Below are 25,811 nucleotides of genomic sequence, written 5' to 3'. Positions count from 1 at the left end.
GGAATTAAACCGCACAGAACTCGATTGCACAGCCAAGAACGATGTGTGGAGCACAAGCAGTACCAGCGAAAGCAATGGTGGCAGCATTCGTGACAGCACCGTTGCCAGGGCTTTGCTGTCATATTGTTCCGATGGACCTGATCCAGTCATGCATGCTCTGGTGCTGGGTGGCATACAGGTCATGGCGCTGTGGCAGCTTCTGGCCGAGCATGGCACGCGAATGGCACAGAGCACCCACACGTCCCACTCCTTGCCGAAGGCAGTGCATGACGCTTTCGTCAAGGGAATGGAAATAAGGAATCAGTGTCAGACCAAGCCTTCCCTGCATCGTCTCTACGATGCCATTGTCCGTTGGGAGCATCGCAAGGCAACGCTCGGGTTTGATGCCACTCTTGATGTGCGCTCAGATGCGGTTCAGAACTGGGTGACAGCCGATCACTCTATGTGGGTCATTGCTCCAGATCATCCCTGTTGGCCTTCTCAGCTGCATGACTTGCCTAACACCGTCGGCTGGTCTTCTCCCATGTGTCTGTGGGGTCAGGGCTCGATGGAAGCAGTAGCTCGTTGCGATCATCCGGTTGCCATCGTCGGTTCACGCCAGATCAATGACTATGGTCGACGCATGGCCATGCTGTCCGGAAGGCTGGTCTCTTCGCTGGGGCATACGGTCATATCTGGCGGTGCTCTCGGTGCCGACGCATTCGCACACTGGGGTGCCGTTCAAGCTCAGGAATCGTACGAACCATGCAGTGAATCCGATGTCAAGCCCGGAAGCACCATTGCCGTGTTTGCAGGGGGACTCAATCATATCGGGCCCGCTTCCAATCAGCGTCTGTTCGAGCGCATCAAGGCCAATCACGGCGCTCTGATCAGTGAACTCAGTCCTGACTCAATTCCTGAAGCCCGAAGATTTCTACTGCGTAATAGAATCATCGCGGCAATGTCACGGCAGATAATCGTTACTCAGGCAAGAACACGGTCCGGTGCCCTGAACACCGCAAACTGGGGAGCGAATCTCTTACGCGAAGTATATGCCATCCCTGGTGATATCGAGCACCCACACAATGCCGGCTGCAACGCGCTGATTCGCGACGCCAAGGCGAGCATAATAACCTCGCTGGAAGATATCGCACAGATCTGTTCCCCATCTCATACCCCTACAGCAGTCTCAGCAGCAGAGTTTCTGGAAGCATCAGCACTTCCTTCGAACGAATCAGGCAGCAGCCACATGAACGCGCATGCTCATGCCTCATCACATGGCATCATTGCCAACTCCAGAAGTGCAACGTCAAGGAAAGCGGAAGCGGTCTCACACCATGTACAACAAGCTCCATCGAAATCAAGTCGGCGCCGGTCGCACTCCCCTGCGAATCGGAAGACTTCAGGGTTGAGCCAGGAACAGGAATATGTGCTGGAGTGCATTCGCCGCAATGCGCTTGAATCGAAGGATTCCACCGCAGACAGTGTGATGAATCAGCTCAATGCAAAACTTAAGGATGCCAAGCTCACGTCGGCAGACATCGCAAGAATATTGGGATCACTGGAAATTCTAGGGTTCATCGACCAAAGCATTTCGGGGAGCTTGAGAATCAGAGACTCATAGACAACTATGCGCAAGATTGAGTGTGACGGCGTATGCGTCCGATGCGGTTGTTCTACGCTTTCCACTGACAGCGAGACAAATCGACCAGCCATCCGTCGGCACCTGCAGGCTTCGATTCACCATCTTTGGGAGGAATGAATCTAATGCCTTCGTCTTCCAACAGCTCCCGTTGTCTTTCTGGCCCGCCAAAGGCAAAGCCGGGAGCCAGGGATCCATCGCGGAAGACCACACGATGGCACGGTATAACCCCAGGTTTTGGATTGCTGTGCAGAGCATAGCCAACGACTCTCGCATTGCGAGGGTTACCAGCCAAAGCTGCTATCTGGCCGTATGTGGCAACCGATCCTTGCGGGATTCGGCACACCAGCTCGTAGACCCGTTCAGAAAAACTTGACTCTGTCATGCATTCATTCTGAGCCAACTAATCGACAAGAAGCTTGCAGCACAAGTCAGCGGATCATCGAATCTGCTTGAATTCCGCCATGAACGCTACAGTGGTGACTTATGAATAAGACATCATATACGAATCTCGCCAAAGCATGGGAATTTGCCGAGGATGTTGCTTTTTCGCAACAGGATTCCATACTTGTTGAGGCTCGAAGAGATGCCGAACAGGCTGGCTTTCCACAAGGTTCAGCGGCTCAGGCTCGTTTCCTGAAATTGCTCGTGCAGCTGACCCATTCGTCTTCGATTATCGTTGCTGGCACTGGTGCTGTAGTCGAAAGCTGCGAGCTTGTTTCCGGTCTTCAGGGTTCAGGCCAGTTGACGGAGGTGGATTCATCGCTGCAGGGCGGCAAACTCATTAAGAAAGCCTTCACTGATCTTGATGAAGTTACCGATACCACGCTGCGAGCGGTGAATGCTCCAGCCGGGATTTTCCTTCCACGACTCAACGCTGATGACTATGATCTTATCGTCGTCAATGGTGATATCGGCAATTATGAAGCGAGTCTGACGGAGGCTCCAAGACTGCTGAAGCCCCAAGGTCTCCTCATTTTCACTGACATGTTTGGATTTTCCGCCGACAATTCCAACGGAGGCATGCTCAACCCTGTCGATCGTTCCGAACGAACGGTGCGGCTGCGCGGGCTGCTCGATTCCATCAGCCACGACCAAACGCTCGATCAGACGCTGCTGCCAATAGGCACAGGACTGCTCATCATCACGATGAACCAGCGATAAGCGTTAAGCACCAGCTGGCTCACTCGGAAAGCAGCATGGGATTGTTCAGTATCAAGCGCGTGCAGCACTCGTAGCGACCCTTACAGCCTCGTGAGGATCGTCGGTCATCACCACCAGATCAGGGTCAAGATCGGAAATCATGCCTCGATCCTTCAGGGTGGTCGTCACCCATTCGAACAGTCCCTTCCAATATTCAGTGTCAAAGAGGACGACAGGAATCGTAGTCACCTTATGTGTCTGCACCAGAGTGAGCAGTTCGAACATTTCGTCAAGCGTTCCGAATCCTCCAGGGCAGATAATGACACCTGAGGAGTATTTGACGAACATGGTTTTGCGAACGAAGAAATAACGGAAACTCATGCCGAGGTTGATCCACTCGTTCAAACCCTGCTCATGTGGCAGCTCAATCCCAAGTCCTATCGAGGTTCCTCCGGCCGTGGACGCTCCCTTGTTGGCTGCTTCCATCACGCCGGGACCTCCGCCGGTAATCACGGCGAGACCTTGCTTGGCTACTTCCGCTCCCATCGTTTCAGCGGCCTTATACGTGGGATCGTCGTGTTTCGTGCGTGCTGAGCCAAAAATGGAAACCGCAGGACCTATCTCAGCCAATGCTCCAAAACCGTCAACGAACTCGGCTTGGATTCTTAGGACACGCCATGGATCCATGTGCAGCCAGTCAGTGGAATCACCGGGCGCGAGAAGATTTCCGGTTGTGTTATCTTTCGGAATCATCGGTCCGCGCATCATGACAGGGCCGCGATAGTACGTTTCACCAAGCACCGAAGGATTCAAGTCACCCTCAGAGTCACTGAATGGTGATTCTTGCTGCGCCGTTGCTTCACTGCGTTGATTATTTCCTGAATTGCTGAATTTTTTTATCATACCGGACCCTTCACCATGTCGAAACGAGTCTTACCACAGTAATCCTATCGTCAATGCAGACGATTGCGCTGAGCACGCAAGATAGGGCACGCAAGTTAGGGTGCACAGCCTAGAGCACACTTCATAAGCTTTGCGGATTGTCTGCATGCATCGCAAGCTTCATGCTGGTATGGAATCGCTTTGCTCGGGAAAGGGCCGGACCGTTCAGCGTACCGCAACGGCGACAGCGATACGCTCCATGGCCTCACTCAGGAATGATGCTGGGCATGCCATGTTCACACGTTCAAATCCACTCCCCGATGCTCCAAACATACAACCTTCGTCCATGAAGATTCTTGCCTTGGTTCGCATGAAGTTCTTCAGTTCTTCGTTGTTCATGCCCAGTCCGTTGCAATCGAGCCATGCGAGATAGGTGCCCTCCGGCTCAATCAAGGAAATGTCATGCTGCGAATCGGCAAAATCCCTCACAATGCTCAGATTCTTTGCCAGATACTTGCGCAAATCGTCCAACCATGCCTCTCCATGCTCGTACGCAGCCTGACAGGCAACGTAGCCGAAGTGATTGACCGTGAGACCACCAGCGTTGGCAACCGCGATGTCAAAGTCCCTCTTCAATGAAGTGTTCTTGATTATGGCATTCGAGCAAGCGAGGCCAGCAAGATTAAAGGTCTTCGTCGGAGCAGTAAATTCCATGCAATGCTGAGCAACTTCGTCACTCAGATTTGACATCATCGTGACTTCATGACCGTCATAGCTAAAATCGGCATGAATTTCATCAGCAAGAATGGTCACATCATTGCTCAGACAGATATCGGCCATCCTCGTCAGTTCATCTCTGGTCCAGACACGACCCACTGGATTATGCGGATTGCAAACGAGCATCGCCTTGCATCGAGGATCTGCTGCCTTGCTTGTCAGATCTTCGAAGTCAATCGAATAATGTCCGTTCGAATCTCGCACGAGTTCGTTGTCGAGAATGGTTAATCCGGCATATTCGGCGGCATGAGTGAAAGGGTAATAGACCGGGCGTTGCAGGATGACCTTGTCGCCGGGGTGTGTGATTGCTCGAAGCGCCGCGAGCACCGCTGGCATCACTCCTGCCGTGGTGGTGACTTGCTCAGGCTTGACTTCAAGATGGTGGTGCTTGCCCATCCAGGAACCAAGCGCATCATAATACTCGTCGGGAATATGGTCATAGCCCAGAATGTCATGCTTGGCAGAGTTGATGATGGCTTCAGTCACTGCGGGGCAGGTGGGAAATTCCATGTCTGCAACCGACAGTGCCAGCACATCATCGCAACCATCGCCCATCTCATCGTGTATGACCTGCCATTTTGCGGATGTATCTTTGCGACGTTCCACCAGCGTATCGAAATCAACCATGGTATCTATGTCATGCCCCTTTTCCATCTCAGCCCAGCGATCTTTGAGAACCTTAGTCTAGATATGAATCTATCCAGCCTACCTCGCGATGATAACCATGGTCATATCCTGCCTGCTCAGTGAGACGACATGCCATGAGACACACTGGTTTGCCAAAAACATAATCCCGGGTTATCCTAATTGAGTTGCCTAAATCAAGTGATTTAAGCAGTCTGCGCCAGTAGCCCAACGGATTAGAGCAGCTGACTACGGATCAGCAGGTTGCAGGTTCGAATCCTGTCTGGCGCACAAGAATGGCGGAATTCTAACGGTTTCAAGACCTTGGATTCCGCCTCTTCTTTCACTTCTCTAGACATGCCTAGATATTTCATAAATATGCCGGGTTATAGGCAACAATGGGGTTAAAGGGGCTATAGGAACTCCCGATGCTCCTGTTCCCATTAGCGATATGCCAAGCCACGCGGCAGCATCCTGTTGGCTGGCCTCAGAGAGAACAAGATGGAAAGCTGCTGCATACACCGGTTGTTCCATAATCATTCAGCCAAGTCGAGTTTTGTTGCCTTTATTCGAATATACCGTTGAAAATCATTGAAGTTCTAAGACCAGAACAAGCAAAAACTCCGGTTATACAGGATAAAGGCAACAAAACTCGATACTCATGCATGAATCTTCCATATTTCAGATGGTAGAGCTCGCGGAACCCATCAGCAGCTCCTTCATCTACATGGCATAGGTTGTGTTCGAAGAATGAGGCCAGCTGCTGAAACATGCGATATAAAAAACCGCCGATCATATACCTTGTAGAAGTCGCGCAACACTCTTTACACACCCCTTGGTCTCCACTAATGTCAGCACCATGACACAATCGTTGCGTACCTGCCCACTAGGCATGGAAATAGAGGTATGCGCAATAGATCTCGCTGAACGCTACCGCTTCCGTCTGAACGAACTCGGATTTCGCGAGCATGAGCGTTTGACCGTCATTCAAAAAGCTAATTTTGGAGGATGCGTAGTTTCACACGGCTCAGAGCGTATCGCGATTGATGGAACCACCGCCAGACGCATCTTGGTAAAACCCAGCTAACACTAGTGATTTCGCTTCACATATTCGAGATATGTGCTTGCACACAGAGAATTAATCGAGGCCGAGCTTGCGCACGCCATGAGAGATTGTACAACAGCCATTTGCCATGGCCTCGAAGAACCGAATACTTGGGAAATATATGTCAGCACAACAACACAGCGAATTGATGGCAGACAGTGGGCGAGACACTGTCGGCACATGCGAGTGCACCCATGTCGAAGCATCACCATCTCAACCCGCAGCGGTATCTTGTCCCCGCTGCAGTCCTGCAACGCATCACACTCGACGCGGCCTCGCTGCAATTATTCCGGGGTCCGCACATGAAACACCGATAACAAGAGGACCCACCCGACCACGCATCGTTTGCATGGGTAATCCGAATGTAGGCAAGTCCACACTATTCAACAGTCTTCTGGGAGCGGGCGCCAAAGTCATGAATGCGCCCGGCACTACGGTACTTATCCAGTCAGGCGAGCTGAATCATAACGGTAGACAGTGGGAATTCATAGATACTCCCGGAACTGCATCATTGGATGCGATAAGCCCAGACGAACGAGTGGCGTGCGAGGCAGCGATGGGCACAGCCGGCGTCAATCCCCCTGATGTGATTGTGGCGGTATTCAATGCCACGTCACCGTCCAAATCCCTGTATCTGCTCAGCCAACTTATCGATTTGGGTCGGCCTATCGTAGTTGCCGTCACCATGCTGGATTTGGCAAGCAAAGAGGAATCGCCCGTAACGATCAGTGAGTTGTCACAGGCCATCCCCCATCTTCCCTTCATTGAAGTGGACGGCCGAAGCGGGAAAGGGCAGGAAGATCTGTTACACGCCATAGATACAACAATCAGCCAGATCGCCACGTACGCGCTGACTCGTCACACCGATGCTGCAGCCCAATCAACAGCATTGCAGACCTCATCACACGCTACCGAAGCAATCACAGACATACCTGCCCCGAAGGATGCCACATCACCGCTGGCCGTCTCACAGTGGGTCAGGGACACAGCCGATGAACGGTTCACCTGGGTTGCCGAAACGCTGCGTGCACTTGGTGGTGGCACGGCCTTGAGCAACCACACCACCGTGTCTGATCGCATAGATCGCGTGCTGCTGCATCCAGTATTCGGCATTATCACCTTTCTTATAGTGATGTACGCCGTGTTTGAATCAATCACCACACTGGCGAGTCCCTTGATTGATTGGTTCGATGTATCCGTCAGAGGATGGCTGACCACGGGTATTGACTGGGTATTCAACGCTGTTGGCGGCGTTGGAGCCACTAACAGCTGGTTCCACTCGTTGATGATTGACGGTGTGCTCAATGGTGCCGTGACGGTATTGACCTTTGTGCCTCCTATGGGCATCATGTTCATCATCCTCTCGATGCTGGAGGATTCAGGTTATCTGGCGCGCGCGGCCTTCGTCATGGACAAGGCGATGAGAGCCATCGGACTTGACGGACGTGCCTTTCTTCCTCTCGTTGTAGGTTTCGGTTGCAATCTGCCAGCGCTCGCCTCAACCAGAACTCTGCCGGATTCCAGACAACGCCTGCTCACCGGCCTTTTGATACCATTCACCTCATGCTCTGCAAGGCTGAGTGTGTATATTGTTCTGGCTTATGCCTTCTTCGGTAAGTATGCAGGACTGGCAATATTCCTGATGTATGTATTTTCAATCCTGATTATTCTCGCTGTCGGCTTCGTTTTACGAAAAACGCAATTCTCCGATTTGCATACTCAGCCTTTCGCGATGGAGCTACCGCCTTACCAAATGCCACAAGTCTTGCGGCTGCTCAAATCCGTTGCTGTGAGACTGTGGGCCTTCATCACAGGCGCAAGCTCAATAATTATTTCAATGACCGTTATCATGTGGCTTCTTGCAGCGGTTCCGGTCAGTGCGGGAATTGCCGGAAATAACAGCTTTGGGCATGTTGATACTGTGGAACATTCCCTGTACGGCGTGATAGCCTCCAAAAGCGCGATGGTGTTTGAGCCTGCAGGGTTCAATGATTGGCATGCGTCCGCTGCACTTATCACCGGATTCGTTGCAAAAGAGGTCGTTGTCGGTTCCATGACACAAAGCTATTCAATCGACGAACCCAATAACGATTCAGGCGCTTCGGAAGGTCAGGGAAGACTGGGAGATGCGGTTCGTGCCAGCTTTGAACAGTCCAGCGACGGTCACGGTGCCGCAGCAGCTGCAGCATTCATGGTCTTCGTGCTTGCCTACACGCCGTGCCTTGCCACCGTTGCGGAGATGAAACGACAGTTTGGAGGGAAAACGGCACTGCAGTCGGTTCTGATGGGCTTGACCGTTGCGTATATCCTCGCAGTGATTATTTTCCAAGTGGGTAGTCTATTATGAAGTCCTTCAGACATACAAGGTCAACAAGCTCGAAAACGCTGAGTCCGACAAAAAGTCCAGCACAGATTCCGGCACAGATTATTGAAGCCTTGAAGAACGGAATGACTGCTGCAATGGTCGCCCGAACGTTGAATCTTCCTCTTGATTTCGTTGACATGGTGATGGATCAGGCCAAATCCTCAGGCAAACTCGTCGTATTGAATATGGCTGAACATCAATGCGGCAGCTTGGGTTGCCAGCCCGATCCTGAGTCCTTCGTATGCGCCGGATGCCCGATGCTCGTCGGAAGGAAAGAGCGGCAGGCCAAGAAACCAACGAATACTGCAAGATTTAACTCTTCATCAGTACATGTCTAGACGATGATTTGCGTTATGAGTTCGCGTTCGCTCATGTCTGCGCTGAGGCTATACTTTCCACACAGACCTTGCTGAATGGCTTCCCCCGTTCAGTTGCACTCAATAACTAACTGCGCTCAATGACTGAAAGTGATCGCATGAGTCAGCGCTCAGCAGGTTTGCAGGTATTTATTATCTCAATCATGTAGCAGCGAACATTCATTTCAAGGCAGTATCATAAAACTTGAATTCGCGACAACGCATCCAGCCAAACGTCATCTGGTAAAGGGGACACAATGAAAATCGCTATTATCTTGGGCAGTACCAGACCTACCCGAATCAGTCCGCAGCTTGGTACTTGGATTGCCGATGCTTTACGACATCATGGATTGGAAGTCGACATCGTCGATTTGGCCAAGGTTGACCTGCCGTTCCTCAATGAGCCAGAAGTGCCCTCGCTGCATCACTATCGCAATGAAAGCACGCAACGCTGGAGTAGCATGGTTACCCAGTACGATGGTTTCGTTCTGCTCTCTGCCCAGTACAACTGGGGCTATCCAGGAGTGTTGAAGAACGCGCTTGATACCTTGTACGACGAATGGCGAGGAAAGCCCGTTTCAGTCGTCACCTATGGCGGACACGGAGGATTCCAAGCAGCCCTTGCACTGGGATTGGTATTACGAGGATTACGCATGCGTACACTTGCAACAAATCCTCAGATCACCATCCATGATGACATAGATCGTGATACTGAGGGCAATCTCACCGATGTCGACCGCATGATGAAGCCCTATGAAACGGCATTCAGCAATGTGGCACAAGAATTTCTAGCCCTCAACTCCTGACACACAGGCATACCGAATATGCGGGCGTTTACTATGGACACTACTGAACTGGTTGCCTTTATTCGTGCGGATACCCGGAACGAATTCGGAGGTATTGGATGGATGAGGTGAGGTTGGTTGACTGGTTGCGTGCGGAACGCGACCAGCGGGTGGATCACGGCTTGTATTACAATACTCAGATTATGTTTGCTTGGAATTCCAATCATATGGAAGGGTCAACGCTTTCTCCCGAGCAGACCGCTCAGTTGTTCACAACCGGCGCCGTGCTGCCTTCCAACGTCGATGATGAGATTCGTGCCGATGATGTGGTGGAGACCACGAATCATTTCCGAGTGTTTGATTGGCTGCTGGATCACGTGGACGATCTCGTGGATGATGCGTTGCTGTTCTCTCTACATGGACTGCTCAAGCGCGGTACGAGCCAGGAGCGAGACCCCAACAGGAATGTCGGTGGGTATAAGAGATTGCCGAATGTGATCAGCCAGTTGGAGGGTATTCACACAGTGCTTCCCGGTGATGTGCCGAAAGCGATGAATGAGGTGTCGACGTTATACGCGCAGTTGCGTGATGATCCGTTCGAGATCGCCAAGGCTCATTGGATGTTTGAGACCACTCACCCGTTCTCTGATGGTAATGGTCGTGTCGGTCGTCTGGTGATGTTCAAGGAATTGCTTCGTCTTGACAGTATTCCTCCACTATTGCAGGACAAGCATCGCAACCTGTATACACGAGGGTTGCATCGCTTTCCTGAGCATCCCGGGTTTCTCATCGATCTGCTGCTTGCGGAGCGTGATGCTTATCAGACCCTTGTCGAGGATCTTGCCCCCGGAAAAATTCGGTATTCGTATGTGGATCACTGGGATGCGGATTCCGTCGCGAAACGTATAGCTGTCCGTCCGATCGTTAATGCTCATTTGAAACGGTTCTGGGACGATCAGGATATCGATTCAAGTCCGGATCGCTCTGCGGACTCTGCTCCCTTGTTCGAGGCTGGTCAGAATGATGACCATGTGCCCAGGGATATTGCCAGCGATTCCGGTATTTCTCCAAGGCATGTCTCTTGGGATGTTCATCTCAATGGTAGCGAGACATCCCTTGACTCCGGTCCCACGATGGGCAAATAGGGATTATGTGCTTGTATTCAAGATTCGCACGTCCGATTGCGTAGGAAGTTCTTGTTGGATGCTGCTGTGCGATGATCGTGTTCCTGCTGTGCAGGGTTTGTTTGGGGATGTCAACGGTAGACGGTGCTGCGGTGTTCAATGCTGAATACCTGCACCGTGAGCTCATTGTCCTCAATCGTGCATGACACTCGGTACTTGCCGATGCGGTAGCGCCACTCACCTGCCCTGTTAACACTCAACGGCTTGCCATAAGCGCGAGGATTCTCGCAGCCTTCAAGTCGGTCTGTAAGCCAGTCGATGATGATTTGTGCATCGAAACGATTCATCTTCTTCAGCTGCTTCAATGCCGAGGAGCTCAAGTGAACGTGGTAACTCACAGGCCAAGTTCCGCCTTTGCCTGGTCGAGCGTATATCTGGTGCCGTCATCCTTGGCTATGGCCTTGCGCAAGGCGACAAGATCGTCAGCGTCATCGATTGTTTCAAGCATGGCATTGCGGGCGAACTCACTCACGCTCATGCCATGAAAGCCTGCATATTCCTTGATGAGCTTGGCGTCCTGGTCATTGATTCTCATGGTCAGTGTTGTCATCATCACCACCCCTTGAATACATTGTATTACACCTGTATAGGTGTAGCAATATGCCTGTCCGCAAACGAAGTGGATATTCATAGACCCGCTAAGTAAAGAAATGTGGGTCTTATTGTGTGGTTGTTGGTTGTTGGTTGTTGGTTGTGGGTGTTTACCCTGTGTGGCGTTAATGTGTTGGCTGGCTTGACTCTGCCGGTGTTTGCTGTTCCTGTTTGCTGGGGGCATGAGCAGCAGCGAATCGGTGTGGGTGAGGCTGTGTGTGATCCGTGCCGGCCTCATGCGCAAGAACCAATGCCGGCAGGATGTGCTGGTGGGCCCATGAACGGCTGTGTCGTGCGTGTTTTCGTCTGGTGCGACTGCATCGCGAGACTGCTGTTTGCGTTTCTGCGACATGGCCTGGCGGGAGCTTGTGGCATCAACGTCCACAAACACGGAGTCGGCATCAGAAAAGGCTGGGCAGAACACACTTAACACGCGGGTATAAGACCCACATGTTGCCCATTAAGCCTATTAACCCGATTTCCCCACAGATTCAAAGGCAAAGAAAAACCTCAAACCGTTGGAATTGCAACGATTTGAGGTTGAAAGTGGAGCTAGGGAGATTCGAACTCCCGACCCTCTCCATGCCATGGAGATGCGCTACCAGCTGCGCCATAGCCCCAAAAAAACGAACCTTTGATATATTACACCAAGCCTAAAGGACTTGCAAACTGCGTGTTGAATCGATGAATCACGAGTGCAACGTCATGATTCACACACAGTTTGCAGCCTCTCTATGCTCAATATGTCAATATGACATGTACCGCCTCGAAATGACAACGGTAGCGACGTTACTTGACGCGCCACATCCAGTTATGCTTGTCCTCGACCTCGCCGAGCTGAATGCCCAGAAGCTCGTTGCGTAGATCCAGAGTGGTCTTGCCTGTTTCACCGGCACCGACCTCCACGTCGAATTTCTCAGACTTGAAGCGACCGATGGGGGTGATGATTGCTGCAGTACCACAAGCAAAGACCTCGGTAACCTCACCCGACTTGATGTCCTCAAGCAGGTCGTCAAGCTTGATCATGGTCTCGACAACGTCGCGGCCGTGATCCTGTGCCAGCTGGATGATGGACTTACGGGTGATGCCCGGGAGAATGCTGCCGGTAAGGCTTGGCGTTTCCATATGGCCATCCTTGTGCACGGCGAACATGTTCATTCCGCCAAGTTCCTCAAGGTATGTCTTGGTTGCCGCATCGACGAAGCAGACCTGCTCGCATCCGTTCTCAAGTCCGCGATATTCTCCAAGCAACGATGCTGCGTAGTTGCCGCCACACTTGGCGAATCCGGTGCCGCCAGGACCTGTGCGGAACCACTTGTCTTCAACCCAGATGCTGACAGGCTTGACTCCACCTGGGAAGTACGGGCCTGAAGGCGACGCGATCACGCAGTAATCCACCTCTTCTGGAGCTCGCACACCGAGGAAAGCCTCGGATGCAAACATGAATGGGCGCATATACAGCGTGTATTCACGGCGGGTTGGAACCCACTGGTAATCCTTCTTGACCAGAGCAGCAACCGATCCAAGGAAATCATCCTTAGAAAGTTCAGGAAGATAGAGACGCTTGGCTGAGTTCTGGAAACGCTCGGCATTGGCATCCGGACGGAACAGCCACACGGAATCGTCATCATGATGATATGCCTTAAGGCCTTCGAAAACCTCCTGAGCATAGTGCAGAACGGAAGCGCCAGGTTCCAGCTTCAGGGGCGCGTAAGGTTCAATTCGACGATCTGACCATCCCTCCCCTTTAGTCCAAGCCATATGCGTCATGTTGTCAGAAAAGACCTGTCCAAAGGCAGGCTTGTCAATCATTTCCTGACGCTTGGCATCTGTTGCAGGATTTGGATTCTGCAAAACAGTGAATGGCTCGGCGAGTTTATTCAACGCTTGTCGATCATGATGTGATTGCTGTGTCATACTGTATGCTTCTTCTTGACTTATGCTGCGGGCATGTTCCCATCCGAGCAGCTTTTCGTATTCGAAACAAGAAACCAGAGGCCTCTCGCCTTACAGAGCACTATGTCACAGTGCTGCGACCGTTGTGTTCCCTATATCACATTATGGCCGCATACAGAAAAAGCGGCTGTATGCATCGCTACGATGCATACAACCGCACATGTTTCAAAAACCTGCGTACCTGATGACTCAGGCGGCAGTCGGTGCAGCCTGATCTGGGGCAGCGTCAGTTTCATCGGTCGTTGCAGTCGCCTCAGGAGTGGTCTGGTCAAGCTGCGGCTCAAGCGACTCTTCCTTAGGAATTTCAACGGTGACGACCGAATCCTCAGCATCGTCGATAACGAGTTCTGAACCTTCGGGAAGGGCAACGTCCTTGGCAAGCACCTTGTCGCCCTCGCCGAGGCCCTCGACACTGATCGTGATGCGCTCTGGAAGGTTGGTGACATCCGCACGGACCTGCAAATTCTGCATGTCGACGAATGCGACGGAAGCACCCTTGGTCTCGCCCTCAACGAAGACGGGAACCTCGACGACAACCTTTTCGCCTGCACGAACCTCGAAGAAATCGATGTGTTCAATGCGACGCTTCACTGGGTTACGCTGCACGTCCTTGACAACGGCCATCTTCTTGCCTGTGCCATAGGCAATCTCGAACAGAGCATTGGTTCGACGCAGTGCGTTCGTCGTTTCTTTCAGAGGAAGCTTGATGAATGTTGGCTCAACTCCACCTGCGTAAATGGTTGCAGGTATGAGGTTCGCAACGCGCATACGACGTGCAGCGCCCTTGCCAAACTGGTCACGGACTGCACCTTCAAGCTTAACTGTGTTAGCCATGTTATTTCTCCTAATCGTGTCTTTCGCTCGGCGCATCAACGCACCGCAAGACAAGCCGGAAAAATGGCCATCATACGCCGAGTCGATCACGGACACGCGTCGTGCGCGTCCCTCGCCAAAGCAACGTGCAATACTGTAGCACACCCTTGGAACTTAACGGATTCGGCATACGATTTGGCAGCAGATCTGGCCTTGTGCTGCGATTTGTCTGGGAATCCTCGCATAGACCTCGCATAAACCTCGCATAGACACAATTGCTTCGGTGCTGTGAAATATGACAAGTTCACAGCACCGAAGCAATTACACCTGTACGCGCTAAAGAAACTACTGAATGAGTTCCTTGACCGAGGCTATGATCGCCTGCAGTTCCTTCTTTGCATCACCGAAGAGCATCTGGGTGTTGTCATCGAAGTAGAGTTCGTTTTCGATGCCTGCATATCCCTTGCCTCGACCACGCTTGATGACGACCACATGCTCGGACTTATCGACATCGAGAATGGGCATTCCAGAAACAGGCGTTCCCGGTTTGCGGGCTGCAGGATTGGTGACATCGTTCGCACCAACCACCAGAGAAATCGAAGCCGTTGGGAATTGTGGGTTGATGTCGTCAAGGTCCACGAGTTCCTCATAGGGGACGTTCGCCTCTGCCAGAAGCACATTCATATGACCAGGCATACGACCGGCAACCGGGTGAATTGCATAGCTCACATCGATGCCCCGCTGCTTCAGCAGATCGCCGAGATCGGCCAGTTCTCGCTGAGCCTGTGCCTGAGCAAGACCGAAGCCCGGCACGAAGATGACCTTCTGGGCGTAAACCAGCTGAACGGCAACATCATCCGCCGAGGTCTCCTTCATAACGCCTTCAGGACCCTCTGCGGCCGTTGCCGCGTCCACACCGCCGAATCCTCCGACAAGCACGCTGGAGAGCGGACGATTCATGGCCTGCGCCATCAGCACCGAAAGTGTCACACCTGCGGCACCGACCAGCGCCCCGGCTACGATCAGCGCCACGTTGTCAATGGCAAGACCGCTCATGGCGACTGCCGTACCAGTGCAAGCATTCAAAACAGAAATGACAACCGGCATGTCTGCACCACCGATAGGAAGAACAAACAGCAAGCCGTAGAGCAGTGCGAACAGCGTGGTGAGCAAGCTCCACAACTCTCTATGCTGCGGATCAACGATCAGCAGGACGAAGGAGACAACGGTCAGGATTATGGAAAGCACCATCCATATGTCTTTCAACGGCAGTGCAATCGGTTTTCCTGGAAGGATGCCTTGCAGCTTGCCAGCGGCAACGAGAGAGCCAGTAAAGGTGACGGATCCGATAAGGATGCCCAATCCTGCAGTTATCAAAACGACAAGGGTCGGATTCTTTTCCGATGTCAGAATATCGTTCAAGGCAACGAGCGCAGCAGCGCCACCACCGACCGTGTTGAACACGGAAACCAGTTGCGGCATGTCGGTCATCTTCACCTTTTTCGCGGAATACAGACCAGCAATCGCACCGATGACAATGCCTGCGATCAGCACAATAAGCGCCGTCGTCGAAAGGTATCCGGTGACGAAGAATCGTACGAATGCCATGACCACGGCGATAACCATGCCGATTGCAGAGATCTGATTGCCTCGGCGAGCAGTCTTCGGCGAGTTCATGAAATGCAGACCTACTACGAACAGCACTGCAGAAAGCAGATATACGTATGAGGCGATGACGTCAATCGTGCTCATCACTTTGTCCCCTCTTGGGTCTTGTTCGCCTGAGCGGCATCGGATGCTGACTCGGCGCTTCCCGATTTCGTCTTCTTGGAAGTTTTCGATGACTTGAACATCTCAAGCATCCGGTCGGTGACCACATAGCCACCCACAACGTTCATCGTTCCCAGCACCGCTGCAAGGAAAATGAAGACATAGGCCAGTGGCGTGTGTGCCTGCGATGCGACGATGATGACACCAACGATGACGATGCCATGTATGGAATTCGCGCCGCTCATGAGGGGCGTGTGCAGGGTGGCTGGCACCTTGCCGATAACCTCCACGCCGATGAGCAGAGCAAGAACGAATAGGGTAATCGGTGTAACGAGCTCACTCATTGCCACCATCTCCTTCTGTACGACCGGACACAACAAGGGCATCGTCAAGTGCCTCGGAAAGGTCAAACTTCATGCCCTCTGCAGTTGCGAAATGAGAAACGACATCCGCAAGATTTCTCGCAGCAAGATTCGATGCCGTGGTAGCGACTCCACTGGCCAAATCTGGAGTGCCAAAGATGATCACACCATTGTCGGTGACCGTCTTTCCTGGCTTTGAACCCTCAACATTGCCACCGAGATCACTGGCAGCACAGTCGATGATGACCGCACCACGATGAAGACCCTCAACGCCTGCCTTGGTCAGCAGCAGCGGAGGACGACGACCGGGAACCTTGGCTGTGGTGATGACGACATCGAATGCCGCTGCCTTGGAATCGACGGCAGCCTGCTGCTGCGCCTGTTCCTCCTGCGTGAGCTGTCGAGCATATCCGCCTTCGCCCTGTCCCTGTGAGAAGTCAAGGCCAAGATCAAGGAACCTGGCTCCCAACGATTCGACCTCTTGTCGGGAAGCGGGACGCACATCGTATCCCGTAACGATTGCACCCAGTCGCTTGGCCGTACCGATGGCTTGCAGACCTGCAATGCCAGCTCCGAGAACAAGAACCTTGGCAGGACGAATCGTTCCTGCAGCGGTGGTCATCATGGGGAAGAACGAGCCGTAGCTGTCAGCTGCCAACAGAGCAGCCTTATACCCCATGACTGAATTTTGAGATGTCATCTCATCCATCGACTGTGCTGAACTCAGCTGCCGAGGAAGCCTCTCCATCGCCAGAGCCGTCAGACCAGCCTGATCGAGCTTCTTCACATACTGCTGATCGGTGAAGGAACCAAGCATGCCAACGACCCATGAACCATGAGGCAAAGCTGCCAGATCAGCATCCTGAGGACGATTGATGAACCCGAAAACATTCGCTCTACGGAAAACCTCATCGCGCGAAACAACTGTGGCACCAGCCTTCTCATACTGATCGTCGGAAAATTGCGATGCCTCCCCCGCACCTTGCTGGATAACACAGGCAATGTTCGATTTTTTCAGTCTGGTCACGATTTCTGGCGTTAATGCAACTCTGGACTCCTGCTGATTGGATTCTGTGATGACTCCATACGTCACTGAGCCATGCTCTTGTTGAACCATTTGCTTCCCTTCTCACTGCTTGGTTGAGAATTCAACACTTTCGAATCTAGATAGAGTGTATAGTCCCTTGGCGACAGTCATCCCAACCAAGTTCTCATTCTCCCATCCACAGGATATTGTGTATTGGTACGCATTAAAGGAGAAAAATTGGGCTTGTTCAATTCAGCGAAATCATATCTGGTTTCCACTGCAAAACGTGCAGCAACCCTGGGTCGTTACCACGACAACGGTCTTGACGACGATGGTCTTGACGACGATGTCAAGTCACCTGAGGAAGCCGGTCCTGAATCCGATGAAAACCAGCACGACGCATCCGACCGGTTCCCCGTCATCCATGAATGGTCAGAAGGCTATCCCACAACGACCTTCATTGACGATGCTTCGGGACTGTTGACCACATCGACCGCCGATGCCGGCAAAGTTCCTGAAAGCATGACCTTGTACGACATTTATCGCGAACGTGCAGAGCGCTTGGGCAACGAACCGATGTATCACTTCAAATCCAATGGCGAATGGGTTATGAGAACGGCCGACGAGATGCTGCAGGACATACGTGCGGCTGCGAAGGGCCTGCTTCATGCAGGACTGAAGAAGGGCGATGCCGTTGCCTTCATGTGTCATACGAGTTACCAGTGGAACGTTGTCGACGCTGCAGTGGTGTCTATAGGTGGAGTGGTCGCTACGGTGTATGACACCGATTCCGCTGAACAGATTCGTTATATCGTCAATAACTCGGATGCCACAAGCCTTATCGTCGAAACCCGTGACATGCGTGAGAAGGCTGATGGTGCCATTGACGACTGTCCTTCCCTCAAACGCATCTCATGCTTGGAAAATGGCGCTCTTGAGGAGTTGCAGGCTTATGGCAAGGTCGTCAGCGATGAAGAGCTCGATGCCCGCATCGCTTCGATTTCAAGCAAGGATCTCTGTTCGGTCGTCTATACGTCTGGTTCGACGGCTGCACCGAAGGGTGTCGAGATGACGCATGAGCATTATTGCACGCTCGCGCACAATCTTCGTGAATACATTCCCGATCTGCTTCAAGACCCGAAAGGTTCGGTGCTTCTCTTCCTTCCGCAGGCCCACTCATTTGCACGCGCCATCAACTATGCGTGCGCATACAGTTCAATTCAGATTTACATTGCCGAAGGCATCAAGAGCCTCATCGCCGACCTGCAGGTAGCTCGACCTACCGTCATGATTGGCGTGCCCCGCGTTTTCGAAAAGGTATACAACGCAGCCTCTCAAAAGGCAGGCCACGGCATGAAGGGCATGGTATTCGCCTCGGCAGTCGTTGCAGCGCAGGATTATATGGCTGAGGTCTCCGAGAAGGGCAAGGCAGGTCATCTCGTTGCTGCCAAACGTCAGGCTTTCGACACGCTCGTCTATAGCTCACTGCGTCAGGCTCTGGGAGGTCGCGCGAAGTGGATCGTATCGGGTGGAGCGCCACTGGATCCCTCACTGCTAAGCTTCTTCAGGGGTGCCAAGGTGCCGGTATATGAAGGCTATGGCTTGACCGAAACCACAGCACCTTGCGCCTTCAGCCCATTGGGCACGCCCTTCCATGAAGGTTCGGTAGGCATCGCATTCCCTGGATTCTCGCTTCGAATCTCACAGGATGGCGAAATACAGATCAAGGGCACCAGCGTGTTTGCCAAATATCACAAAAATGACAAGGCAACTGCCGAGTCCTTCACCGAAGATGGCTGGTATGCCACAGGCGATTTGGGCAGGCTCTCTGAGGATGGTTTCCTGTTCATCACCGGCCGCAAGAAAGATCTCATCATCACCGCCGGTGGCAAGAACGTTTCCCCTGGGCCCATCGAAGAAGTGATTCAGCGCTCAGAAATCGTTGAGAATGCTCTGGTCTTGGAAGATAAGCGGCCTTTCATCTCAGCTTTGATCACCCTGGACGCTGAGACTCTCGGACCCTGGCTTGAATCCAAGGGCTTGCACCCCATGACGCCGAGAGAAGCTGCGAACAATGCCATTGTAAGGGCTGAAATCCAGCAGTATGTGGACGAGGCCAATGAGGGCGTTTCACGAGCAGAATCAGTCCGTAAATTCATCATACTGCCGGAATCATTCACTCAGGACAATGGTCTGTTGACAGCATCGATGAAGGTCATTCGTCCGAAGGTCATCGCACGTTACGCATCCCTGCTGAATACTCAGATGTACGTTCCTCGTCGCTAGTCGTTCCTCACTGCCACCGTTTTCGCAGTTTACAGTGTTCCGACCACAGTTTTTCCCGCCCGCAGTTTACCTTCGCCGACAGTCAGGCGTGAGTTGGATACGGCGAGCTGGCTCGCGGCGAGTGATCAGAATCCGAGTCTCTGGAGCTGCTTGGGATTCGACTGCCAATCCTTTGCGACCTTGACATGCATATCGAGCTGTGATTTGGCTCCTATGATGCGGTTCAACGGAGTTCGCAATCGCTTCTTGACATGCACCAGATGCTCGGCACGATGCCCGATGATGATTGGTTTCTGCGAATTTCTCTCCACATAGAGTGACACATGAACGGTCACCTTGCCGGTCGCTGGCTGTGTCGCCTCTGCATCGCCATCTGCACCAAGGTTGAAATCATCTTCTGGATAGATTATTGAATCGACGGTGACAGCCAAGGAGTGCGGCAGTTCATCGTTAAGCTCCTCAAGGAACGCTCCACGAATAAGCTCTGCGATGGTATCTTCAGGCGATTCTTCGCTGATCTGGTCCTCCGGGTACATCTGAGGGCCTTCGGGAGTGACGTTGACCAAAACATCGCGCAGTTCGTCAACATTGTCGCCATCCTGCGCACTGATGGGCACCAATTCCGCAAAATTCGCAAATTGCTGGATCTCAACCAGTTTTGCAACAAGCTGTTCCCTGTCAAGCATGTCAATCTTGGTGATGACGGCGATCACAGGAATCTTCCACTGCAAGGAGGACTTGTCATCATGCTTGTCGTCATGCTTGTCATCATGCTTCTTTGACGCATACTGCTCTTCGAGCCGAGCAAGGATGCGCCTGTCTCCAGGGCCTATTTCCTGATCTGCAGGAAGAACGAATGCTATGACATCCACCTCGCCTAACGATTCATCGACAACGTCATTCAAGCGCTGCCCCAGCAAGGTTCGTGGCTTGTGAATGCCGGGGGTATCGACCAGCACCAACTGTGCGTGATCGAGCGTAAGGATCCCCCGAATCGCCTTGCGCGTGGTTTCAGGTCGTGATGATGCTATAGCCACCTGTTTGCCGATAAGAGCATTAATCAGCGTCGATTTGCCAACATTCGGCCGTCCAACAACCGCCACGAACCCCGAACGATACGGTTGCGAAGCACTCCCCTTGCTGGCTGAACGATCATTCGTCTGTTGCTGTGTCATCGGTTCTCCTGGTCTGATTTTCATACGATGTTTCATGTTGGCTTGGACTGTCATGTGATGCACCAGACTGCGATGCTCGAGACTGTGTTGCTCGAGACTGCGATGCCACATCCGATTCTTCACTGTCCTGATCCGCTCGACTCGTCTGCGTCGCCGGCTCTACGAGGATTGTCGATACCTTCTTGCGACGGCCTGCAGAATCCACGGCCGTCAAGCGCAACCCTCTGGTCACGCCCGTGGCACCGACGATAGGTACGCGACCAAGAATCTTGGTCAGCAGACCATAGACAGTGTCCACGTCATCCTCGTCGATATCTATCTCGAAAAGCTCCTCCAACTCGGCAATGGTAGTTCTCGCAGGAAGCTTCCATGTGTGTTCATCGATCTGCTCGGGCTGCGAGTGCTGCGTGCGGTCATGCTCGTCCTCAAGCTCGCCAACGATCTGTTCGATGGCATCTTCTATCGTGACCAGACCTGCTATGCCACCATATTCGTCAATGACCACCGCAATGTGCTGTCGGGTCTGCTGCATGTGGTGGAAGAGATCGTCCACCGCCTTGGATTCGGGTACCAGCATGGGCGTGCGGCATATTGAGGCGATGTCACGTGATTGCGCTGCTGGGTTGAAGGCGACGGCTCGCACGACATCCTTGAGATAGGCCATGCCCACGAGATCATCGACATCCTCACCAATCACGGGAATTCGTGAGAATCCCGAGCGTGAGAAGAGTTTCATCGCCGTCCCGAGGCTCGCATCCTTCTCGATGCATATCATGTCAGTTCTAGGAACCATGATTTCACGGGTGAGGGTGTCGGAAAGCATCAGCACGTTTCTCAGCATCTCTGATACTTCGGGGTCGAAATCGTTGGCTTCGACCATGCGGTCGATCATTGCACGACCCTGCTCAAGCTGGATCTTGTCGAGTTCCTCTTCATCCGAGAGTGTCAGATCACGATGTCTGCGCTTGCCCTGTGCGAAGCCGCTGGCGTGTGCGAATGGCGTCACCAGTGATGCGATGGTGGTGATGGTCGCATGCTTGAGCATGATGTCGAGAGGTTTCTTGGCTCCTGCGACACGAGGGCGCAGCAGCACTGAAAGCGTTGCGATGATCAATGCGGCGATGATTCCTGAGACGAGCACGAGCCAGAGAGGAGAGTCGAGAACGCCCGCAATCATGGCTACCAGCACGCCATCAAGGACGTTACAGGTTATTCTGAAGAATGCGCAGGCACCCGCCGTTGCAAATCTGTCGGCAAGAAGCCGCTGCACTCGTTGGATGCGGTCGATTTTCTTCATGCGTGAGAACTGACTCAACTCGGCATCGGTCTGGATTTCGAGCATCAGATTGTTCAGGCTGGCACGAGTCACCCGCGACATTGCACCTTCCGTTGAAGCCATCACCAGTGAAATCCAGACGAAAATCACCGCCATGATGACCATGGCCAATATCAGCAGTATCGAATCTACGTTTATTGTCATCACTCCACACTCCCAGAATCGTGGGAATTCGAGTCATTCTTGCGATTGCTCAGCTCCGAGAGATGCTTGGACGCGCGCATCTCGTTACGTGATGGCGCAATTGCAGGCGGTTCCGCTCCCTGACGCTGAGCCAGAAACGTCAACAGCAGCTGCCGTTGAAGTCCGAACATCTCATGTTCCTGCTCAGGGCCGATATGGTCATATCCCAGAAGATGCAGCATACCGTGAATGGCGAGCAGCATCATCTCCTGCATGGTGGAATGACCGGCCGCGGATGCCTGCTGGCTGGCAACATCCGGGCAGATAACGATGTCTCCGAGAATCCCTTCTGCGGCAGACTTTCCATCCCCTGGACGCAACTCGTCCATCGGGAAGCTCATGACGTCGGTTGGTCCCTTTAAATCCATCCAGCGCTCATGCAGGTCCGCTATGGCTGCTGGCTCGCAGAATAGCATCGCCACATCGCAATCGGTGCTGACGCGCATCTGGCTGAGGACCCAGATCCCCAGATCAGAGAATACCTTCGGCTCGATTCCCCACGAGCTTTCATTCGTGACTTCAACGCTCATTCGTAGTCCCCTGAACCGTTATCTCATGATTCCGCTCATGATTCTGTTCATGATTCTGTGTTCCGCGCGCGTTCGCGCCATCGTGCGAACCCGCATGGTCCCTGCGCTTCCTGGAACTGGCTTCATCGGCTTTTTCATAGGCTTCGACGATCTTTGCCACCAGTTTGTGCCTCACCACGTCGGATGCTTCCAACTTGATGAAGGCTATGTCCTCAACTCCTTTGAGAATGCGCTCAATGCCAGCCAATCCCGAGTTGGGAACCGTGAGATCTATCTGCGTGATGTCTCCGGTGATGACCATGGTCGTGTTGAATCCCAGACGAGTCAGAAACATTTTCATCTGCTGTGCGGTCGTATTCTGCGCCTCGTCAAGTATCACGAAGGCATCGTTCAGGGTTCGGCCACGCATGTACGCAAGCGGAGCGACTTCGATGGTTCCATCATCCATATAATGCTTCATCTGGTCTACACCGAGCATGTCCGAAAGGGCATCATAGAGGGGGCGAAGATAGGGATCGACCTTCTCGTTCAGCGTTCCCGGGAGAAAGCCAAGATTTTCGCCTGCCTCGACTGCCGGACGGGTCAGGATTATCTTGCGTATTTCCTTGTTCTGGAATGCTCGCACCGCCTTGGCAACCGCGAGATAGGTTTTGCCTGTGCCTGCCGGACCGATGGCGAAGGTGATGGTATGCGTGCTGATGGCATTGACATAGGCGATTTGCCCCGCTGTCTTTGCTCGCACAGGGACGCCAAGAGCGAATGTGATCACTCCCGGTACATCGTTCCTGTGGCCTTCTCGCTCATGCAGTGCGGCAGCTCTCGCCGCGGTATCCCTGGCGAGTGAAGAAACATTTCCATGGGTTCTATTGTCGTTCTTCGATTCCTCGTGGTCGCCGAATCTCAATGTTCCCTGCCTTCGCAAGCCGTCCCTTTCGAGCATCCTGCGAACCGTGTCGGCATCCATGGGTGCCGTATAGGCTGCTCTGATAATGGTTTCGATAACGTCCTGAGCCTGTTGCGCATCGCGTTCGGTTCCGCGCGTCGTGGCCATGATTGCTATGCGATTGCCTCGGACAATGATCGTCAAATCAGGGAAGGCACGCTCCACCTCTCTGATAACCTCATCGACCGGTCCAAGGACATTGACGGGATTCAACTCCGTAGGAATCGTGATGGTGCGAGTAGTGGTAGCCACAGAACCCTTTCTTCTAGACATTGACTAACGAAGATTCTACTCCGCCATGACCTCGCCGGTAAGCACATGCGCATGGACATGGAACACGCTTTGGCCCGCATCCTCACCCGTATTGAATATCAGGCGATATGCGCCATGAAATTCCTTGTCGGCAATCGATTTCGCGATGCCAACCATATGGGAAAGCTCGTGGGAATCCTGTTCTGCCAATTCTGCAACATTGGCATAATGCTTTTTCGGGACGATAAGCACATGTACCTTCGCCTTTGGATGAATATCGGAAAAGGCTATCGTGGAATCGTCTTCGTACACCGTGTTGCTTGGAATTTCTCCGGCAATGATCTTACAGAATAGACACTCGTTTGCTTCGCTCATCGGATCTCCTCCAACCATGACTGATACCTACCGTTGCTATGGCCATCGTATTGCCTCATTTGGATAAATGGCCCTGAGCTGGCAGCAGCCGAAATGCTGAGATTTCCATGATCTGGCTTGCCTTGTTGAAAACAGGTGTGTCTTCCAGGAAAATGTCTTGTCTCCAGCAACGACAGAACGCCGCTATGCAAATCGTCCGAGCATTTCGCTCAACAGGGAGATCGCGGCTGGTCCCGCCAAAGAAGCCCTCAGAATATTGTGCCCCAGCACGCATGAGACTGCGCCAGCATCGACAAAGGACCCGACCTCGTCTTCCGCGATGCCCCCTTCAGGTCCGACGATGACATACACGGTTCTTGCCTTGCCATCTTCAAGACTTGCGTCGCCAAGCCTGTCCATCGATTCTCGTATCTGAGTCCAGGTGGCGGTCGCATCCTGATGGAGCACAATGACGAGATCTCCGTGAACCGAGGCCCTTCGACATATGGCGATGACATCGTCATCATCAGCCAGTTCGCCAAGTTCGGGAAGCCATGCCCTGCGTGATTGTTCCAGTGCTCCAGCGAGCACGTTATGCCATTTTCTGTCGGTTCTCCCCTGCTTCCACTTGGCAATCGAACGGTGGGCCTGCCAAGGAATGACGGTGTCTACTCCCAGCTGCGTTGCCATGTCAATGGCCTGTTCATCATGTCCCGTTTTTGCGAGAGCCTGAATCAAGGCAAGTCGCGTCACAGGCTTCGGCTCCTTGCCGACCGAAAGAACCTCGACCAGTCCGGCATTGGCGTCGTCGATTGCGGCATATATCCGCAGCCCCTGCCCATCGGAAAGCTGAAGCGTGTCTCCGGTCTTCAATCGCATCGCCTGCAATGCGTGTCGCCTCATCCCCTGCGGCAGCGTAATTTTCCATCCCGTATGCACCTCGTCACAGTTCAACGGGGTGTCATCGCTGTTGGAATCGAAAAGAAAGAGTGGATCGGTCATGCGGACAAGACTACCGCGAGGCATGCGACACACCCTGCGTGCAACGTGCTGAAGTTGATTTTTCCTTGAAAGACAGGCTTTCGCGTCAAAAACACGGGAGAGGAACACTGAAATCCTCAAATGGTGTTATAGTTTTATCCGTTGTCTTTTTGCAGCATTGTCCGGGTGGCGGAATGGTAGACGCGCTAGCTTGAGGTGCTAGTGCCTATTTTAAACGGGCGTGCGGGTTCAAGTCCCGCTCCGGACACTATCAGGGAGTCGTACTCATGGTTTCATGAGTCACGTTCTCCCTTTTATTTTTTTGCAATCAGACGCTGATGATGCCCGCCGTGGTGACCTATTCACGCTCTCGGATACCGACAGATCAGCGAACACTGAACGATTGCAGG

The 25,811-nt window shown here is 52.8% G+C and carries 23 protein-coding genes, 3 tRNA genes and 1 pseudogene; 10 read left to right on the top strand and 17 right to left on the bottom strand.

The annotated features are described in order from the left end of the window. Positions 1–43: 43 nt before the first annotated feature. Positions 44–1,603, top strand: a complete 1,560-nt coding sequence (locus tag QN215_RS04975; RefSeq protein WP_369344984.1) for a DNA-processing protein DprA — start codon at positions 44–46, stop codon at positions 1,601–1,603. 52 nt (positions 1,604–1,655) lie between these two features. Here the strand turns inward: QN215_RS04975 and QN215_RS04970 are convergent, their stop codons facing one another. Further along, the gene (locus QN215_RS04970; RefSeq protein WP_369344983.1) at positions 1,656–2,006 is read right to left on the bottom strand and encodes an MGMT family protein; all 351 of its coding nucleotides are present in this window, start codon (positions 2,004–2,006) and stop codon (positions 1,656–1,658) included. Positions 2,007–2,107: 101 nt separating this feature from the next. Between QN215_RS04970 and QN215_RS04965 the strand changes: the two genes are divergently transcribed. After that, complete coding sequence (locus QN215_RS04965; RefSeq protein ID WP_369344982.1) at positions 2,108–2,785, top strand: O-methyltransferase; 678 nt, start codon at positions 2,108–2,110, stop codon at positions 2,783–2,785. Between the two features lie 51 nt (positions 2,786–2,836). Here the strand turns inward: QN215_RS04965 and QN215_RS04960 are convergent, their stop codons facing one another. Continuing rightward, on the bottom strand, positions 2,837–3,667 hold the full coding sequence (locus QN215_RS04960; RefSeq protein ID WP_369344981.1) for a TIGR00730 family Rossman fold protein: 831 nt from the start codon (positions 3,665–3,667) through the stop codon (positions 2,837–2,839). Between the two features lie 204 nt (positions 3,668–3,871). Beyond that, positions 3,872–5,050, bottom strand: a complete 1,179-nt coding sequence (locus QN215_RS04955) for a MalY/PatB family protein (protein WP_369344980.1) — start codon at positions 5,048–5,050, stop codon at positions 3,872–3,874. A gap of 214 nt (positions 5,051–5,264) precedes the next feature. On the opposite strand from QN215_RS04955, the gene QN215_RS04950 reads away from it, so the two are divergent. The 6 genes from QN215_RS04950 to QN215_RS04925 all read left to right on the top strand — a co-directional run bounded on the left by QN215_RS04950 (position 5,265) and on the right by QN215_RS04925 (position 10,803). Further along, a tRNA-Arg gene (locus QN215_RS04950) sits at positions 5,265–5,338 on the top strand. A gap of 568 nt (positions 5,339–5,906) precedes the next feature. Next, complete coding sequence (locus QN215_RS04945) at positions 5,907–6,134, top strand: ferrous iron transport protein A (RefSeq protein WP_369344979.1); 228 nt, start codon at positions 5,907–5,909, stop codon at positions 6,132–6,134. A gap of 301 nt (positions 6,135–6,435) precedes the next feature. After that, a complete protein-coding gene (feoB, locus tag QN215_RS04940) occupies positions 6,436–8,499 on the top strand; it encodes a ferrous iron transport protein B (RefSeq protein ID WP_369345070.1) in 2,064 nt (687 codons plus the stop codon). Continuing rightward, positions 8,496–8,855 (top strand): hypothetical protein, encoded by a 360-nt coding sequence (locus QN215_RS04935; RefSeq protein ID WP_369344978.1) that lies wholly within the window; start codon positions 8,496–8,498, stop codon positions 8,853–8,855. The genes feoB and QN215_RS04935 overlap by 4 nt, the downstream gene beginning before the upstream one ends. A 275-nt stretch (positions 8,856–9,130) precedes the next feature. Then, a complete protein-coding gene (locus tag QN215_RS04930; protein WP_369344977.1) occupies positions 9,131–9,679 on the top strand; it encodes an NADPH-dependent FMN reductase in 549 nt (182 codons plus the stop codon). 98 nt (positions 9,680–9,777) lie between these two features. Next, positions 9,778–10,803 (top strand): Fic family protein, encoded by a 1,026-nt coding sequence (locus QN215_RS04925; protein WP_369344976.1) that lies wholly within the window; start codon positions 9,778–9,780, stop codon positions 10,801–10,803. 110 nt (positions 10,804–10,913) lie between these two features. Here the strand turns inward: QN215_RS04925 and QN215_RS04920 are convergent, their stop codons facing one another. The 8 genes from QN215_RS04920 to QN215_RS04885 form a co-directional block, all read right to left on the bottom strand. Continuing rightward, the gene (locus QN215_RS04920) at positions 10,914–11,180 is read right to left on the bottom strand and encodes a type II toxin-antitoxin system RelE/ParE family toxin (protein ID WP_369344975.1); all 267 of its coding nucleotides are present in this window, start codon (positions 11,178–11,180) and stop codon (positions 10,914–10,916) included. Then, a complete protein-coding gene (relB, locus tag QN215_RS04915) occupies positions 11,177–11,395 on the bottom strand; it encodes a type II toxin-antitoxin system RelB family antitoxin (RefSeq protein ID WP_369344974.1) in 219 nt (72 codons plus the stop codon). The genes QN215_RS04920 and relB overlap by 4 nt, the downstream gene beginning before the upstream one ends. 585 nt (positions 11,396–11,980) lie before the next feature. Further along, positions 11,981–12,053: transfer RNA gene (locus tag QN215_RS04910), tRNA-Ala, on the bottom strand. A gap of 169 nt (positions 12,054–12,222) precedes the next feature. Further along, positions 12,223–13,350, bottom strand: a complete 1,128-nt coding sequence (locus tag QN215_RS04905) for a branched-chain amino acid aminotransferase (RefSeq protein ID WP_369344973.1) — start codon at positions 13,348–13,350, stop codon at positions 12,223–12,225. A 228-nt stretch (positions 13,351–13,578) separates the two neighbouring features. Further along, on the bottom strand, positions 13,579–14,223 hold the full coding sequence (locus tag QN215_RS04900) for a 50S ribosomal protein L25/general stress protein Ctc (protein ID WP_369344972.1): 645 nt from the start codon (positions 14,221–14,223) through the stop codon (positions 13,579–13,581). A 324-nt stretch (positions 14,224–14,547) separates the two neighbouring features. Then, positions 14,548–15,954, bottom strand: a complete 1,407-nt coding sequence (locus tag QN215_RS04895) for an NAD(P)(+) transhydrogenase (Re/Si-specific) subunit beta (protein ID WP_369344971.1) — start codon at positions 15,952–15,954, stop codon at positions 14,548–14,550. Then, positions 15,954–16,316, bottom strand: coding sequence for an NAD(P) transhydrogenase subunit alpha (locus QN215_RS04890; RefSeq protein WP_369344970.1), 363 nt, complete (start codon positions 16,314–16,316; stop codon positions 15,954–15,956). The genes QN215_RS04895 and QN215_RS04890 overlap by 1 nt, the downstream gene beginning before the upstream one ends. After that, positions 16,309–17,451: an NAD(P) transhydrogenase subunit alpha gene (locus QN215_RS04885; RefSeq protein WP_369344969.1), complete on the bottom strand. Its 1,143-nt coding sequence runs from the start codon at positions 17,449–17,451 to the stop codon at positions 16,309–16,311. The genes QN215_RS04890 and QN215_RS04885 overlap by 8 nt, the downstream gene beginning before the upstream one ends. Positions 17,452–17,598: 147 nt before the next feature. Here QN215_RS04885 and QN215_RS04880 point away from each other — a divergent pair, with 147 nt between their 5' ends. After that, entirely contained in the window at positions 17,599–19,647 is a 2,049-nt protein-coding gene (locus QN215_RS04880; protein ID WP_369344967.1) for a long-chain fatty acid--CoA ligase, read from the top strand. 125 nt (positions 19,648–19,772) lie between these two features. On the opposite strand, the gene era is transcribed toward QN215_RS04880, so the two are convergent. The 6 genes and pseudogenes from era to QN215_RS04850 form a co-directional block, all read right to left on the bottom strand. Further along, complete coding sequence (era, locus tag QN215_RS04875) at positions 19,773–20,822, bottom strand: GTPase Era (RefSeq protein WP_369344966.1); 1,050 nt, start codon at positions 20,820–20,822, stop codon at positions 19,773–19,775. Next, the gene (locus tag QN215_RS04870; RefSeq protein ID WP_369344965.1) at positions 20,800–22,302 is read right to left on the bottom strand and encodes a hemolysin family protein; all 1,503 of its coding nucleotides are present in this window, start codon (positions 22,300–22,302) and stop codon (positions 20,800–20,802) included. Before QN215_RS04870 ends, era begins: the two co-directional genes overlap by 23 nt. 89 nt (positions 22,303–22,391) lie before the next feature. After that, positions 22,392–22,871 (bottom strand): annotated as a pseudogene (ybeY, locus tag QN215_RS04865) (rRNA maturation RNase YbeY); the annotation flags it as partial. Continuing rightward, positions 22,861–24,066 (bottom strand): PhoH family protein, encoded by a 1,206-nt coding sequence (locus QN215_RS04860; protein ID WP_369344963.1) that lies wholly within the window; start codon positions 24,064–24,066, stop codon positions 22,861–22,863. The gene QN215_RS04860 and the pseudogene ybeY, both read right to left, overlap by 11 nt. A gap of 36 nt (positions 24,067–24,102) precedes the next feature. Then, entirely contained in the window at positions 24,103–24,441 is a 339-nt protein-coding gene (locus QN215_RS04855; protein WP_369344962.1) for a histidine triad nucleotide-binding protein, read from the bottom strand. Positions 24,442–24,624: 183 nt separating this feature from the next. Further along, positions 24,625–25,422 carry a 16S rRNA (uracil(1498)-N(3))-methyltransferase gene (locus QN215_RS04850; protein ID WP_369345069.1) on the bottom strand — a complete coding sequence of 266 codons (798 nt, stop codon included), beginning with the start codon at positions 25,420–25,422 and terminating at the stop codon, positions 24,625–24,627. 159 nt (positions 25,423–25,581) lie between these two features. Here QN215_RS04850 and QN215_RS04845 point away from each other — a divergent pair. After that, a tRNA-Leu gene (locus tag QN215_RS04845) sits at positions 25,582–25,669 on the top strand. Positions 25,670–25,811: the final 142 nt, after the last annotated feature.

This window comes from Bifidobacterium sp. WK041_4_12 (genome assembly GCF_041080795.1).
Lineage (GTDB): Bacteria > Actinomycetota > Actinomycetes > Actinomycetales > Bifidobacteriaceae > Bombiscardovia > Bombiscardovia aquikefiricola.
This window is presented reverse-complemented; position numbering and strand designations above follow the sequence as displayed.